The sequence below is a fragment of the Paenarthrobacter aromaticivorans genome (assembly GCF_019038615.1).
Classification (GTDB): Bacteria; Actinomycetota; Actinomycetes; order Actinomycetales; family Micrococcaceae; genus Arthrobacter; species Arthrobacter aromaticivorans.
Genome location: NZ_JAHOPC010000004.1, coordinates 61,097 through 75,253, shown reverse-complemented (window position 1 = coordinate 75,253; position 14,157 = coordinate 61,097). Strand labels below are relative to the sequence as shown.

Below are 14,157 nucleotides of genomic sequence, written 5' to 3'. Positions count from 1 at the left end.
TTACTTATCGGCTTCCGTAATTGTTAACGTTCACAACTAATTGCGTCAAGATGTGTCCAACTTGGCTGAAGCAGAGCTGGAGCCGGGGGACGCTAGTCCTTCAGTGGACGGCGAGCCAGCCATGCCGCGACAATCGCGCCGGAGATGTTGTGCCACAGCGAGAAGACGGCGGAGGGCAGCGCAGCCAGCGGACTAAAGTGCGCCGTGGCAAGGGTCGCGGCCAAGCCGGAGTTCTGCATGCCAACCTCGAATGCCAGGGCGCGGCGGGCCTTGTCATCCAGGCGGCCCAGTTTGCCGGCGAGATAACCCAGGCCCAGCCCAAAGCCATTGTGGAGGACAACTGCGAGGAACACGATGGCGCCGGCTGCAACGATCTTGCTGGCGCTGCCGGCCACGACGATCGCCACGATCAGTGAAATCACGACGGCGGACGCCCACGGAAGTGCCGGAAGCACCTTTGCGACGAGCTTGGATAGGAAGAGTCGAGCGAGCAGGCCTGCGATGACCGGAAGCAACACGGTCTTCACGATGTCCAGGACCATGGCGCCGGCATCAATGTGCAGGAATGAACCGGCCAACAAGAGGGTAATTGCCGGCGTGACGATGGGAGCGATCAACGTGGAAACCGAGGCAACAGCGACCGACAAGGCCACGTCACCTTTGGCCAGGAACGCCATTACGTTGGACGCTGTACCGGACGGTGCGCAGCCAACAAGAATAAGGCCGACGGCGAGCTCGGGCGGAAGCTGAAGCAGCACGGCAATCAACCAGCCTGCCCCAGGCATGATCACGTAGTGCGCCACAATGCCGAGTGCCACAGCCCACGGACGGCGCGCCACAGAAGCGAAGTCGGGCGGCGTCAGGGTGAGGCCCATGCAGAACATGATGACGCCCAGTAAGTAAGGAACGGCGACGCCCATGGGCTTGAACATTTCCGGAAGGAGGAACCCGAGCACGCCAGCCAACACAACCAGGAGCGGGAAAACCGTCACGGCTATCCGCGCGATCTTGGCCTCTGCGGCGAGGGCTGCGTTGACGGGAGCCGCGGACCCTGAGGTCTCTGTCTGGGAATTCGTTGCCTCAAGCATTTATCCATGCTCACATGGGTCCGCGGGCATGGCTGAGTTCGTTACTTCCACCGCGGCATATATGTCAGATGACCGCTGTTTCGGATGCGTGTGTCAGCCGTTCAGCTTTCCCGCGAGCCTTTCGCGCATGAGGATACTTGCTTCGTTGAGTCCGATGAACTCCACCTCGCGCCCGTGATTGCGGTACTTCTCAGTGACCGAGTCCAGCACGGCAATAGTGGATGCATCCCAAAGGTGCGAGTTATGGAGATCGATCACCACGCGATCTATGCCCTCCGAGGAATCCTTTGCGTAGTCGAACTGGGTGTACAGATCATTGGATGAGGCAAAGAAGAGTTCTCCGTCCACTGTGTAAGTAGCCACGGTTTCCCCGTTGAGCTCCAGTTCGGTGCGCTCGACAGTGGCGAAATGCGCCACGCGGCGCGCAAACAGCACCATCGCGGTCATGACGCCGACGCCGACACCCACCGCCAGATTGTGCGTCGCCACAACAGCGGCAACAGTGATCAGCATGACGGCGGTCTCTGATTTGGGAAGGCGTTTCAGGGTGGATAGCCGAACAGAATGCCACTCGAAGGTAATCAGGGAAACGAAGATCATCACGGCAACAAGGGCAGCCATGGGAATCATCCCCACAATGTCGCCCAGGACAACCACCAGGACCAGCAGGAAGACGCCGGCCAGGAACGTTGAGAGCCTGCTCCGGGCCCCAGATCCCTTGACGTTGATCATTGTCTGTCCAATCACCGCACAACCGCCCAGGCCACCAAGGAATCCCGTGACGATGTTGGCCAGTCCCTGACCCCAGGAAACCCGTGTTTTGTCGGAGCGGGTATCCGTGACGTCATCCACCAACTTGGCCGTCAGCAGTGATTCGAGGAGGCCCACGAGGGCCATGGACAATGCGAAGGGCGCAATGATCTGGAACGTCTCCAGGTTCAGTGGGACATTGGGCAGGAAGAACCCGGGCAGGCTGTGGGGGAGCTCGCCTTTGTCACTGACCGTCGGAACATCGATATGCCCCAGAACCGTCACCAGAGTGATGACCACGATCGCCACGAGGGGCGCGGGAATGGCCGTGGTCAGGCGGGGTAGGCCAAAGACCATGACGAGTCCCACGGCAACAATTGGATAAACCATCCACGGGACATTGAAGAGTTCCGGCATCTGCGAGATGAACACCAAAATGGCCAGTGCGTTCACGAAGCCGATCATCACCGATCGCGGAATGAAGCGCATGAGCCGGGTGACACCGAGGACAGCGAGGATGATCTGGAAGACACCCGCCAGGATGATCGTTGCGATCAGGTAGTCGAGTCCGTGCTCCTTCATCACGGGAGCGATGACCAAGGCCACAGCCCCTGTCGCTGCGGAGATCATGGCTGGACGGCCACCAACAAGGGCCGTGACCACACCCATGGTGAAGGAAGCGAACAACCCGACCCGGGGATCGACGCCCGCGATGACCGAGAACGCGATGGCCTCTGGAATGAGCGCCAGTGCAACCACGAGTCCAGCCAGGGATTCCGTCAGCAGGCGGCGGGGCGAGCGGAAGGTTGCCCGCAGTGACATGAGTTGCTCGGGAGTCATGGCGTCCTTACAGTGCAGTCTGGCGGTAACGCTCAATCTGCTTTAGACGCCGCTGGAGGCTATCGCGCCGCGGGTGCGGTACGACGTCGGGCGCCTCAGCGGTGAGGTCAATGTGTTCGGTTCCGTACTGCCACAGCAGGAGGTCATCCAGGAGGCGGTCGGGGCCCGGGGAGTAGCGGTGATCCAGGGCTTTGCGGACCTCCGTGATCCGGTTGGCACTAAGGAGCCCCGCGAGTTCCACGGTTTTGGTGAGTCCGTGGGCGGCCAGAAGTTCGGCAGCCCACCCCCAGTCGTCATCAACTTTACGGTCAACGTGAGGCAGTAGCGTACGCCAGACATCCCGAACGCGGTTGGGAGTCAGCGGGGAAGCGCCCTCGCCATGCAGGTCCCAATAGCTTCTAACCTCTTCGTACCGCTCATGGAGGTCCGCGAAGGCGCTTTCCACTGTTTCCAACATGGCCGCAGTGGCTGTGAACTGGCGATCGAAATGCGGGGTCCATGCGCGCGGATCCTCCGCCTTGAACCGGATATCGTGCTCGATCTCGCTCCAGGCGTGCGCAAAAACCGTGCGGATCTGGCACTCGAAGAAGTAGCTGCCGTTGGCAGGCATGTCCGGGTTGAAGACGTGCTGATACTCCTTGACGGCCTCATTCTGGATGGTTCGCAGGATCAGGTGCCGGCTGGAGTAGCCGTACGTGCCCGATTCGATGGATCCGATGTCCTTCTCGCGGTCTCCACGGCAATCGAAGAGCTGGCGTTGGCGCTTGATGATGTTGGCTACGGCTGCGTTCTCGGCAGGCAGTTTGGTGATGACGCGGATGCCCACCATGTCATTCAAGGTGCGGAACGGGTCCGGGAATTTGAGGACCCGCGGGCCGCCCGGCTCCAAAGGATCATCCGTGCGTGAGATCTTTTCGCGGAACGACTCCACGGTTTTGGTTCGCCCGGTGACAAACAGGGGAGTGACTTCGGCGTCGTTGAGCATGTCCCTTAGGGTTAGCAGCACATCCCGTGTAACCCGCTTCAGGGCAGGGCGAACACGCTCATAGAGCGCCACGTTCGCATCCACTGCATCGCGCTGGTCCTGGTCCAGGCTGTCCCAATTGCTTGCCATGCCCCCAGCTTACGGGGCGGGTCCGACACCGCGGAGGGCCACCCGCCGTCGGGGTGCCCTAGCCAAAGTTGCGGGACGTCACGATAGGCTCGGTACAAAGGAGGGCGCAATGTTGCGGCACAAGTACAGCTACGGCGAACACCCCAGTCAATGGGGCGAACTCTTCATACCGGAACCGAACAACGGAAACCATCGCGGCGCGTCAGCCGTCGCGGGTGGTGTTGCGGTGGTGATCCACGGCGGCTACTGGCGCTCACAGTACGGCGCCGAGCTCGGTGAGCCCTTGGCCCGCGACCTCGCGGCGCATGGAATTACCGCCTGGAACCTTGAATACCGGCGGGCCGGCAACGGCGGTGGTTGGCCCCATACATTCGAAGACATCCTGGCCGGCATTGACCATCTCGCCGAGATCGCCGGGAAGCACGAGCTCCAGCTGGGCAAGGTAGTGGCCTTGGGCCACTCCGCTGGCGGTCACCTGGCTGTGTGGGCCGCCGGACGGCAGCGCCTCTCGGCCATCGGAGCGCCCGACGCCGACCGCCAACTGGTGCGCGGACCGGAGGATAACGCCGTCCACCTGACGGGCGTCGTCAGCCAGTCCGGCTTGCTGAACCTGGCCGCGGCCGAAAAACTGAACCTCAGCAATGGTGCAGTCTGCAACCTCATGGGCGGCGATTCTGCCAGATACCCCAAACGGCATAAATACGCAGATCCCATGAGCTCACTGCCCATTGATGTTCCGGTTTTCGCCGTCCATGCCACCGAGGACGAGGACGTTCCAGCCAGTCAGTCCGAGGCCTATGTCGCCGCAGCAACGGCTGCCGGCAGCGCAGCGCAATTGCTGCGTGTCCCTGGGGATCACTTCGATCTGATAGATCCAAAGGCCGTGGCCTACAAGAAGTGCCGCGAATTGGTACAACGCCTGCTCTCCTGAATCACTGGTAGCGCCCGCCCTTCCTCTGGCAGAGTGGTCCCATGCTGACTGTGATTGGCGAGGCCTTGGTTGACGTCGTGCAGCGCCCCAGTGGAATCGAGGCGCACGTTGGCGGCAGCCCGCTCAACGTCGCGGTTGGCTTGGCGCGTTTGGATCACCCAGTGCAGTTCATCGGGCGGTTTGGCAAGGACGCGTACGGCGATTCCGTTGCGGCGCACCTCCGGTCCAGTTCCGTGATGGTCCCCCTTCCGCCTGACGGCAAACCCACCAGCATAGCCACGGCAGTGATCGACGACGACGGCGCCGCCACCTACACCTTCGATCTCACCTGGGATTTGCCGGGACTCGGAGAGCGGTTGCCGCTCATGCTGCAGGGCGCCACGTTGCTGCATACGGGTTCAATAGCCACCGCCTTGGAGCCTGGTGCCGCGGACGTGCTTGCCGCCGTCGAGCATGCCCACCCGAGCAGCACCATCAGCTTCGATCCCAACTGCCGCCCCAGCATCATTACCGATCGTGATTACGCACGGAGGCAGGCCGAACGCTTCGTAGTGCTCTCCGACGTCGTCAAAGCTTCTGACGAAGATCTCGAATGGCTGTATCCGGGCGTTGATCCGCTGGAGTCGGCGCGCCGCTGGTTGTCGCTGGGAGGTACGGAAGGACCCGCCCTTGTGGTGGTGACGCGGGGGGCGCGCGGTCCGTGGGGAATCACGGCCGTCGGTGAGACCCAGGTCCCGGCGCCTTCCGTGACCGTGGTGGATACCGTTGGTGCCGGCGATTCGTTCATGGCCGGGCTGCTGTCGGCCATAGTTGACCACGGTCTGGACGGTGCGCAAAACCGCGGGGCTCTCAGGGCCATGCCGGCTGAGACCCTTGCCGCCATCATGGACCACGCGACCCGTGCTGCCGCCGTCACGGTGTCGCGGGCAGGGGCTAATCCGCCCACGCGGGCTGAGCTCAACCATCGTGCTGTTGCAAGCTAAAACTGTTGCCGGTGATTTCCGGCCAAGAGGAGGTGCGTTATGAAAGACCACGATCCTTCCGCTGTGACGCCCGCGCCGGAATTACAGGTCGCGAGCGAGTCGTTCAACGACGGCGATACCTTGGGTCCGGATCAGCGGAGCGGGATTCTGGGTGCGGGCGGCAAAGATATGTCTCCCCAGCTGAGCTGGAGCGGAGCTCCGGAGGGGACAAGGAGTTTCGCTGTCACAATGTGGGATCCCGATGCTCCCGATCCTGGTGGCTACTGGCATTGGGCGGTGCTTAATATTCCACCTGAGGTATCTAGCGTTCCGGCCGGTTCCGGTGGCCAAGACGGCCACGCCTTGCCTGCTGGTGCCTTCCAGTTAAAGAACGACGGCGGCCGCAGCGGCTATGTCGGGGCGGCGCCACCCAGAGGGCACGGACCGCATCGGTACATAGTGGCCGTGCATGCGCTGGACGTGGAGGACCTGGGCATCGAAAAGGATTCCGATGCACGCATACTTGCTTCAGCCCTTCCTGCGCACACGTTGGCGCGCGGCACCATCACGGGCATGTTCGAGCGTTAGCGGCGGCATTTGGGTTCCAACAGCCACGTAGACTGACATGATGCGCCTCGTAGCAAGTGATATTGACGGCACCATCCTCGGTCATGACGGCAAGATCAGTGATCGGACCGTCAAGGCATTCAAAGCATGCCGGGACGCTGGGGTGGAGCTTGTGTTCGTCACGGGCCGTCCGCCGCGCTGGTTGTACCCGCTCCAGGAACAACTCGGACACAGCGGTATCGTGATCTGCTCCAACGGGGCCGTGGTCTGGGATCTTGAAACTGAGAAGCCCATTTCTTCCTGCACGTTGGATATCACCTCCATTTTTGAAGCGCGACGCATCATCAAGTCCCTGCGGCCGGACGCTTTGTTCGCCGTGGAAACGCTGACTGGTTTTCAACTGGAGCCGGGCTTCCTCGAGAACGAAACAAGCGAACTGCTGGCCGAGTTCACCCCTGCACCGCTGGATCAGACGCTGACGGCGGATGCCGCCGTCGTGAAGTTCCTGGCGATAACCCGCAGAGGCACCCCGGACGAATTCCTTGCCGAAGTTCAGCCTGCCGTTGCCCATCTGGTCAGCACCACGCACTCGGCACCGCGCACCGCAATGCTTGAGATGTCCGTGCCCGGCATCAACAAGGCCGTCACCCTGGCGAAGTACGCCGAGTCGTTGGGCATCGAGGCCGCCGACGTCGTGGCCTTCGGGGATATGCCCAACGACATCGAGATGCTCCGCTGGGCCGGTCACGGCTACGCGATGGCCAGCGGCCACCCGGAAGCCATCCTCGCTGCGGGGCAGCAGGCGCCACACTTCGACGACGACGGCGTGGCCCAGATCCTGGAAGCGATTCTGGCGGAGCAAACGGTCTAAAGCCCCTGCAATCACGGATGCCGGACGCCGCGACCTGCCAGCACTGCGCGGTAGCCCTCCATGTATGTGGGGAAGGCGAACTCGAAGCCAGTCCCGCGCAGCCTCTTATTGGAGCAGCGTTTGTCTCCGGGGCCAGCGTGGGCGTCTTCCGACGCCGTCGGTGGTTCGGGGATTCCCATTTCCAAAGCAAGAAACCGCATGACGTCACCCATCTCGGCCGCATGGTCGTCTACGCCTACGTAGACGGGATCCGGGTCTTGATCCATGGTGGTGAGGTGGACGATCATGGCCGCGGCATCGTCCCTGTGAACGCGGTTGGTGTGCCGGGGTCGCGCTGGAATCACAGCTTGCCCTGACCGGACTTGGTCGATCAGTCTCGTTCGCCCGGGACCATAAATGCCGCCGAGCCTCAGGGAGATGGGTTGAATATTTGTTCCCTGGGTACGGGCGAACAGCATATTTTCAGCCTCCACCAGCACTTTGCCACTGAACCGTGTGGGCTCGGTGGGTGTGGTCTCGTCCACCACCGCTCCGTCGGAATCCTTGTAGACGGCTGTCGAGGAGACGAACAATATACGTTCCGGTTCAACAGAATCACGGTCCAAGGCGTCCAGAACATTTCGGAGGCCGTCTATATACGCCGCACGGTATGCCTCCTCGGTGGAAGAATCAGCGGCGACTGCGACCACAACGATGTTCACATCTGCTGGGATGACCGGGACTCCACGTGCGAGGTCCGCCTGCATGCCCCGGATCTCGGTGGGAAGTTTTTCCGGAGAGCGGCGCAGCCCGATCACGTCATGGCCCAGCCCTGCGAATCGCAGTCCGGCTTCGGTCCCAAGGTCGCCGCACCCGGCAATCAACACAGTCATGCCACTAGTTTCGCAGCCCTAATGCTCCGCCAAGCTGTCACCAACTTCCCAGTCTCCATACAACCCGCGTTCAACTTGGGCCCATAGGCTTTCAGCCACAGACCCGTTTGCTTGTTGGATGTAGGGGAATCATGGCCAAGCGTAGGATCAACGACTTCAACACCGCTCCATTGCGGCGGATCGAGCCGGATCACCACTGGAGGTCACTTCGCCAGGGCGACCGCGTCAGCGTAACCCTGACGCCGGGGTACGAATCGGCTGGCATAGTGGATGCCATTACCGGCGATGCAACAGCAGTTTGGGTGGAGCTCGACGGCGGTCGGGGCCGCACGCTGGTGCACATCAGCGATGACGTGGCGGTGGTGCCCCTGGAGAAGGCGACGGTCACGGAGGAGTCATAGGCGCCTATGCGCAATGGGCTACGCTTCGGATGTGACGCTGCCATATTTCCTCCGCAAGGACGGCACCGTGGGGCCGCTGGCCCTGGCTCACCGCGGATTCTCCATGAATGGGTTGGAGAACTCCATGGCTGCTTTTCGTGCCGCCGTTGAGCTGGGAAACCTGCACCTTGAAACTGACGTGCACACCACCTCCGATGGGGTCCTCCTCGTTTTCCACGATTCTTCCTTGGATCGGGTCACCAATTCTTCTGGCCGGATCGCCGAGCTCACAGCGGCCGAGGTGGCGCAGGCCCGCATCGGGGGAGTGGAACCTGTGCCAACCTTTGACGAGTTGGTGGCAGCTTTCCCCGATGCCCGCCTGAACCTGGACGTGAAGGACTGGAATTCCGTCAAACCGATGGCCGAGGCTATCGAGAAGCACGGCATCCATAGCCGGGTGTTGGTAACGAGCTTCTCCGACCGGCGTCGTCGTGCAGTCTTGAAACTCCTCAGCCAGCCGACGGCTTCTTCGGCTGGCAGCAGCCTGACCGCTCTTTTCGTACTTCTTGGACCCGTACTGCCGGCGCGTTTGGCCCGCAAGGTGCTCACCGGCGTCGATGCTTTCCAAGTGCCGGTCCGCTATGGGCGAGTCCCCGTGGTGACTTCCGGATTTGTTCGTCGCGCCCATCGCTTGGGTATCCAAGTTCACGTCTGGACCATCAACGAGCCCGCTGAAATGGGGCGTCTACTGGATCTGGGTGTGGACGGCATCGTGTCCGACAGGCTGGACCTGCTGAAGGACCTTATGGTGCGCAGGGGGCACTGGGTTTAGGGGGCCATCTCGATGGCTGCCGTACGGACTTGGCTGGCCCGGATCCGCTCGAGATCGAACTTGCTTCTGCGATCGAAAGTGAAGATGCCATTCATTTCCTGGAAAACGTCCGTCAGCTGCGTATAGCAATAGCCGAACATGTCCGGGTTATCCAGGAGTACGCCACACAGTCCGTCGAAACGGGCGTAGAACTCATCCTCGTTGCTGACGCGCTCGCCGTAACCCCACGACGTCGATACGTCCGATCCGAGGCCAGCTTCCGCCGCCGCTTGGCGCGCCTCCGTCTCATTCCACCAAATGCCGCCGAATTCGGACACGAAATACGGCTGGCCGGCGTAAGGCACGGAGTATTCCTCACCCTGTGGATTCCTGTTAACAAACGGCTTCCCGTCTGAAAGGCCCTGCTGCTCGATCCGGAACTGCTCCGGATTCTGCTCGTAGGAATGGGAGTCGTAAATGTCGGTTTCGCGGATGCGGTGGGAGTATCCGGATGCGTCGATGACCGGCCGCGTGGGATCAGCTGATTTCGTGGCAAGGAACATGGCCTGCGTGACGTCATCCAATACCGTCAGTCGATCATGCAGGACCTGGTGCGTTTCGTTGAGCGGGCACCATCCGATGATCGAAGGATGGTTGAAGTCCCGCTGCAGAACCTCAAGCCATTGGGCTACGAAACTCGTTGTCGGCTTCTGGTTGTGGCCAATGGTTCCTCCTCCGGAGACGCCCCAATCGCCGAACTCACCCCAGACCAGGTAGCCGAGTCGGTCTGCGTGATAGAGAAAACGCTCCTCGAACACCTTTTGGTGGAGTCGTGCACCGTTGAATCCTGCCGCCATGGACAACTCGATGTCCTTGACCAACGCAGCCTCGTCCGGCGCGGTCATCAGCGACTCCGGCCAATAGCCCTGGTCCAGCACCAATCTTTGGAACACGGCCTTGCCATTGACACGAACCACTTTGCCGTCAAGGGCCACTGAACGAACGGCTGCGTAGCTGCTGACGCGGTCAACGACGGCTCCGGCAGTGTCCCGGACTGTCACCTCAAGGTCGTAAAGGAACGGGTCCTCGATGCACCAAGGGCGCAGTGACTCGGCGGGAATGCTCAGCCGCAATGTTGGCGTGAGATCCAAGTCGGCCCTGGCCGTGGTTTCCACAGTTACGTCGCCCTTATCGCTGAGGACAGCAGTCACCGTATGCCCCGCGCGGTTCTGGCTGATCGGAACCTCAATCGTGATGCTTGACGCGGCCAGGTTGGGAGTCATTCGGAGGCGTTTAACGTGGACCTCCGGGACGGCTTCCATCCAGACCGTCTGCCAGATTCCAGTGGTGCGGGTGTACTGGCAATGAGTGTTGTTGTACCAGGTTGCCTGCTTGCCCCGTGCCTGCATCTCGTGCCGCGAGTCACGTGCCCGGACAACGATGACCGCTTCCGTGCCGGGCTCGGTCACTCCACCAAGATCGGCAGTGAAGGGGGTGAAACCACCCCTGTGGCGGGCCACTTCAATGCCGTTGACCCAGACAGTCGCGTCGTGATCCACGGCGCCGAAGTGCAGGAGCACGTTGTGGCCAGCCCACTCCTGGGGAATGGTCACGGTGCGTCGGTACCAAACCGCTTCCATGAAATCCACGTGCTCAATTCCGGAAAGGACCGATTCCGGCGCGAACGGCACCAGAATCTCACCGGTGAGCTCCCGCTTGGCGAGGCCGCGCTCCAAACCTGAGTCACCGGCGTCGATCTCAAAACCCCAGATTCCATTGAGGTTGATCCAGTTTTCGCGGACAAGTTGGGGACGGGGATGCTCGGGCTTGGGAAGGGCCGGCATCGAGTTTGGCTGTGTCAACGCATCTCTTTCGAAAGGGGAGGGGTTCGATTTCCAGTCAAGCGCATCACCGGAAAATGTGCACCCACCCGCCAGCGCACGTGAGATGGTGTTTCTACCACTAGCCGCCGCGCGAGGAGATTGACGTGACGAGTTTCCGCTTGGCCATCATTGATGACTATCAGCAGGTCGCCAGCGACTACGCACCTTGGGATTCACTGCTCGACGACGGCGTGAAGGTCAGCGTTTTCAGCGCACCTTTTGTTTCGGAAGAGCAGGCTGTGGCAGCTTTGGCACCGTTCGACATCATTGTGGCGATGCGCGAACGGACGCGTTTCCCTCGCCGTGTGCTTGAGTCATTGACCAACCTGAAACTGCTTGTGACCACGGGCATGGCCAATGCTGCGATCGATCTTGAGGCAGCGTCGGAGCGTGGCATCCTGGTGTGCGGAACTGGCGGTTCGCCAGCAGCGGCACCGGAGATGACGTGGGCGTTGCTGCTCGCATTTGCCCGCAACCTGGCGGTGGAGGAAAACTCGCTGCGGGCAGGCGGCTGGCAGACCGCCGTCGGGTTTGAACTCGAAGGCAAGACGCTGGGAATCGTCGGCCTGGGCAAGATTGGGAAGCGCATTGCGGGCTACGCGAAAGCCTTTGGCATGGATGTTTTGGCATGGAGCCAGAACCTTACGGCGGAGACGGCCGAGGCCGCCGGAGCCCGGAAGGTGAGCAAAGAGGAGCTGTTCCGGGAGTCCGATGTGGTGACGTTGCACCTGCGGCTTTCTGAGCGGACCGAGGGCATCGTAGGAGCGGAAGAGCTGAGGCTCCTGGGTCCCGAAGGGGTGCTCGTCAACACCGCGCGGGGGCCACTGGTGGATGAGGCAGCGTTGATTCGGGCGCTGGAGGAAGGCTGGATTCGTGGAGCTGCCATGGATGTCTTTGACGAAGAGCCGCTGCCCGCTGGACATGCTTTGCTTCATTCGTCGCGAACCGTGCTCTCGCCACACATCGGTTACGTGACGCACGAGAGCTACCGGCAGTTTTACGGTGGTGCATTCGAGGACGTAAAGGGGTGGCTCGAGGGTGCCCCCATTCGCCCACTGAACGAGTGACGCAATCTTCGTAACCGGGAATCGCTTTCCGGGCAAAGCTGGCAAGATGGACCCATGCGTATCCTCATCGCCCCGGACAAGTTCAAGGGGTCCCTGACCGCCGCGGAAGCCGCATCAGCCATGGCCGAGGGCGCACTGCGCGTCTATCCGGACGCTGTAACCACCCAATTTCCCGTAGCTGACGGCGGCGAAGGAACACTCGACGCCGCCATTGCCGCTGGCTACGAAGAGCGGAACCACGCCGTTGTGGGTCCAATTCTCAAGCCGGTGGGAGCTTCGTGGGCCATCCGCAAAGATTCTTTCGGCGGAGCCACCGCCGTCATCGAAACCGCCCAGGCTTCCGGCTTGGCCTTCATGGAGCCCACCCCCGAGAATTCGCTGCGCGCCCACAGTTACGGCTGCGGACAGCTCATCGCTGCGGCGCTCGACGCCGGGGCCACCGAGATCGTATTAGGACTTGGCGGTTCAGCCATGTCCGACGCCGGTAGTGGCGCCTTGCGTGCGCTGGGGCTCAAGCCCGTGGACGCTGCCGGAAATGTGGTGCCCCTCGGCGGAGGTTTCCTTGCGGACGTGGTTGCCCTGGACGTTTCCGGGCTGGATCCGCGGCTTTCGCAAGCCAAGTTCCGGATCGCCGTCGACGTCCAGAACCCGCTGTTCGGCGCGGACGGTGCCGCTCATGTTTTCGGCCCCCAGAAGGGAGCGGACGAAGATGCTATTGAACGGCTCGACGCCGGCCTCCGTAACTGGGCGTCGCTCCTTCGGGAAGCCACGGGCCGGGACGTAAACGTTCCGGGAGCTGGAGCGGCAGGCGGTTTCCCGGCGTCGTTCCTTGCCTTTACCGACTCCGCGCTCGAAGGCGGCTTCGCACTGGTCGCAGGGCTGACCGGCCTGGCGTCCCACCTTGGCGAGGCGGACCTCGTGATTACGGGGGAGGGTTCGATGGATGAGCAGTCACTCACCGGTAAGGCGCCCATCGCCTTGGCAGACGCCGCAAGCGTGCACGGAATCCCCGTTGTGGCTGTGGCAGGCCGAATCACAGTGACGCCTGAGGATCTCGCCAAGCACGGGATAGTAGCTGCCGCCCAGTTGTTGGATGTCGCTCAGCGCAAGGACGGTGTTCCGGATGTCGCCGACGCCGTTGCCAACGCGGCCAAGTATGTTGCCTGGGCTACCAGTCAGGTACTTGAGGGGGCATAGCTTCTTCGTCGCTGGGCGAGACTACTGCCTGTAGCCTTCGACTTCGCTGATGGGCCGCGGTTCGGCGTCGTCGGGATCCTCACCAGCGTGCTTCTTGGCCCGGCGCTGGCGGAGCAAGTCCCAGCACTGGTCGAGTTGAGCCTCGAGCTGGGCCAAGCGGGCGCGGCTGCCGTCGCTGTCCACAGCGTCCTCCGTTCCGCCGCCCGCCGCTGCATCCCGCAGCCGGTGCTCCTCTTCCACGAGTGACTGAATCCGTTCCAGAAGATCCTGTTCGTCCATGGCTTGCTCTCCTTGGTTCACTGGATAGTTGCTTATACGAACGTAGTCTGGCTGACGGGATGCGTCTACGGGTGGCCGACGGCATACTTGGGACATGAAATTCACCACGACCATCATCGGCGATGGCAACAAGGCCGGCATTGAGGTTCCGGAGGAAATCGTTAGTGCGCTCGATGCCGGCAAACGGCCCCCAGTAGTTGTCACCATCAACGGCCTGAGCTACAGAAGCAGCATCGCCGTAATGGGTGGGAAATACATGGTGGGTGTCAGCTCCGCGAACAGGGACCTGACCGGGGCGTCCGCTGGCGACACCGTGGACGTGGATCTGGAAGTGGACACCCAACCGCGGGTGATCGAGGTTCCGGACGATCTGGCAGCGGCCCTTGAGGCTGAGCCCGAGGCCAAGGCCTTCTACGGAACGTTGAACTACAGTGCCCAACGCCGATACGTGGAGCCGATTGGGGACGCCAAAACGGAGGAGACCCGTGCCCGGCGGATCGCAAAGGTCGTATCGGATTTGAAGGCGGGGAAGAAGTGAAATCAGC

General features: G+C 61.8%; 15 protein-coding genes. 9 read left to right on the top strand and 6 right to left on the bottom strand.

Annotated elements, in window-relative coordinates:
• Nucleotides 1-92: 92 nt before the first annotated feature.
• The 3 genes from KSW38_RS08825 to KSW38_RS08815 form a co-directional block, all read right to left on the bottom strand.
• Entirely contained in the window at nucleotides 93-1,088 is a 996-nt protein-coding gene (locus KSW38_RS08825; RefSeq protein WP_216924318.1) for a bile acid:sodium symporter family protein, read from the bottom strand.
• A gap of 93 nt (nucleotides 1,089-1,181) precedes the next feature.
• Entirely contained in the window at nucleotides 1,182-2,678 is a 1,497-nt protein-coding gene (locus KSW38_RS08820) for a SulP family inorganic anion transporter (protein WP_216924312.1), read from the bottom strand.
• Between the two features lie 7 nt (nucleotides 2,679-2,685).
• The gene (locus KSW38_RS08815) at nucleotides 2,686-3,792 is read right to left on the bottom strand and encodes a GTP pyrophosphokinase (protein WP_216924310.1); all 1,107 of its coding nucleotides are present in this window, start codon (nucleotides 3,790-3,792) and stop codon (nucleotides 2,686-2,688) included.
• A gap of 109 nt (nucleotides 3,793-3,901) precedes the next feature.
• Between KSW38_RS08815 and KSW38_RS08810 the strand changes: the two genes are divergently transcribed.
• Genes KSW38_RS08810 through KSW38_RS08795 form a run of 4 tightly spaced genes read left to right on the top strand, consistent with a single transcriptional unit; the run spans nucleotide 3,902 to nucleotide 7,123 of the window.
• Nucleotides 3,902-4,723 carry an alpha/beta fold hydrolase gene (locus KSW38_RS08810; RefSeq protein ID WP_216924308.1) on the top strand — a complete coding sequence of 274 codons (822 nt, stop codon included), beginning with the start codon at nucleotides 3,902-3,904 and terminating at the stop codon, nucleotides 4,721-4,723.
• A gap of 41 nt (nucleotides 4,724-4,764) precedes the next feature.
• The gene (locus tag KSW38_RS08805; protein ID WP_216924307.1) at nucleotides 4,765-5,706 is read left to right on the top strand and encodes a carbohydrate kinase family protein; all 942 of its coding nucleotides are present in this window, start codon (nucleotides 4,765-4,767) and stop codon (nucleotides 5,704-5,706) included.
• 39 nt (nucleotides 5,707-5,745) lie between these two features.
• Nucleotides 5,746-6,273 (top strand): YbhB/YbcL family Raf kinase inhibitor-like protein, encoded by a 528-nt coding sequence (locus KSW38_RS08800; protein ID WP_216924306.1) that lies wholly within the window; start codon nucleotides 5,746-5,748, stop codon nucleotides 6,271-6,273.
• Between the two features lie 40 nt (nucleotides 6,274-6,313).
• Nucleotides 6,314-7,123: an HAD family hydrolase gene (locus tag KSW38_RS08795; protein ID WP_216924305.1), complete on the top strand. Its 810-nt coding sequence runs from the start codon at nucleotides 6,314-6,316 to the stop codon at nucleotides 7,121-7,123.
• An 11-nt stretch (nucleotides 7,124-7,134) separates the two neighbouring features.
• On the opposite strand, the gene KSW38_RS08790 is transcribed toward KSW38_RS08795, so the two are convergent.
• Complete coding sequence (locus KSW38_RS08790) at nucleotides 7,135-7,995, bottom strand: NAD-dependent epimerase/dehydratase family protein (protein ID WP_216924303.1); 861 nt, start codon at nucleotides 7,993-7,995, stop codon at nucleotides 7,135-7,137.
• A 131-nt stretch (nucleotides 7,996-8,126) separates the two neighbouring features.
• Between KSW38_RS08790 and KSW38_RS08785 the strand changes: the two genes are divergently transcribed.
• Both KSW38_RS08785 and KSW38_RS08780 read left to right on the top strand, forming a co-directional pair.
• A complete protein-coding gene (locus KSW38_RS08785; RefSeq protein ID WP_216924301.1) occupies nucleotides 8,127-8,396 on the top strand; it encodes a hypothetical protein in 270 nt (89 codons plus the stop codon).
• Nucleotides 8,397-8,409: 13 nt separating this feature from the next.
• Nucleotides 8,410-9,207 (top strand): glycerophosphodiester phosphodiesterase family protein, encoded by a 798-nt coding sequence (locus KSW38_RS08780; protein WP_216924300.1) that lies wholly within the window; start codon nucleotides 8,410-8,412, stop codon nucleotides 9,205-9,207.
• On the opposite strand, the gene KSW38_RS08775 is transcribed toward KSW38_RS08780, so the two are convergent.
• Nucleotides 9,204-11,030, bottom strand: a complete 1,827-nt coding sequence (locus KSW38_RS08775) for a glycoside hydrolase family 2 protein (RefSeq protein WP_216924645.1) — start codon at nucleotides 11,028-11,030, stop codon at nucleotides 9,204-9,206. The genes KSW38_RS08780 and KSW38_RS08775 overlap by 4 nt on opposite strands.
• A 143-nt stretch (nucleotides 11,031-11,173) precedes the next feature.
• Here KSW38_RS08775 and KSW38_RS08770 point away from each other — a divergent pair, with 143 nt between their 5' ends.
• Complete coding sequence (locus KSW38_RS08770) at nucleotides 11,174-12,136, top strand: D-2-hydroxyacid dehydrogenase family protein (protein WP_216924298.1); 963 nt, start codon at nucleotides 11,174-11,176, stop codon at nucleotides 12,134-12,136.
• Nucleotides 12,137-12,190: 54 nt separating this feature from the next.
• Nucleotides 12,191-13,333 (top strand): glycerate kinase, encoded by a 1,143-nt coding sequence (locus KSW38_RS08765; protein WP_216924296.1) that lies wholly within the window; start codon nucleotides 12,191-12,193, stop codon nucleotides 13,331-13,333.
• Between the two features lie 21 nt (nucleotides 13,334-13,354).
• Here KSW38_RS08765 and KSW38_RS08760 read toward each other — a convergent pair whose 3' ends face one another.
• Entirely contained in the window at nucleotides 13,355-13,612 is a 258-nt protein-coding gene (locus KSW38_RS08760; RefSeq protein ID WP_216924295.1) for a DUF2630 family protein, read from the bottom strand.
• Between the two features lie 94 nt (nucleotides 13,613-13,706).
• On the opposite strand from KSW38_RS08760, the gene KSW38_RS08755 reads away from it, so the two are divergent.
• Nucleotides 13,707-14,150 carry a YdeI/OmpD-associated family protein gene (locus tag KSW38_RS08755; RefSeq protein ID WP_216924293.1) on the top strand — a complete coding sequence of 148 codons (444 nt, stop codon included), beginning with the start codon at nucleotides 13,707-13,709 and terminating at the stop codon, nucleotides 14,148-14,150.
• Nucleotides 14,151-14,157 lie beyond the last annotated feature (7 nt).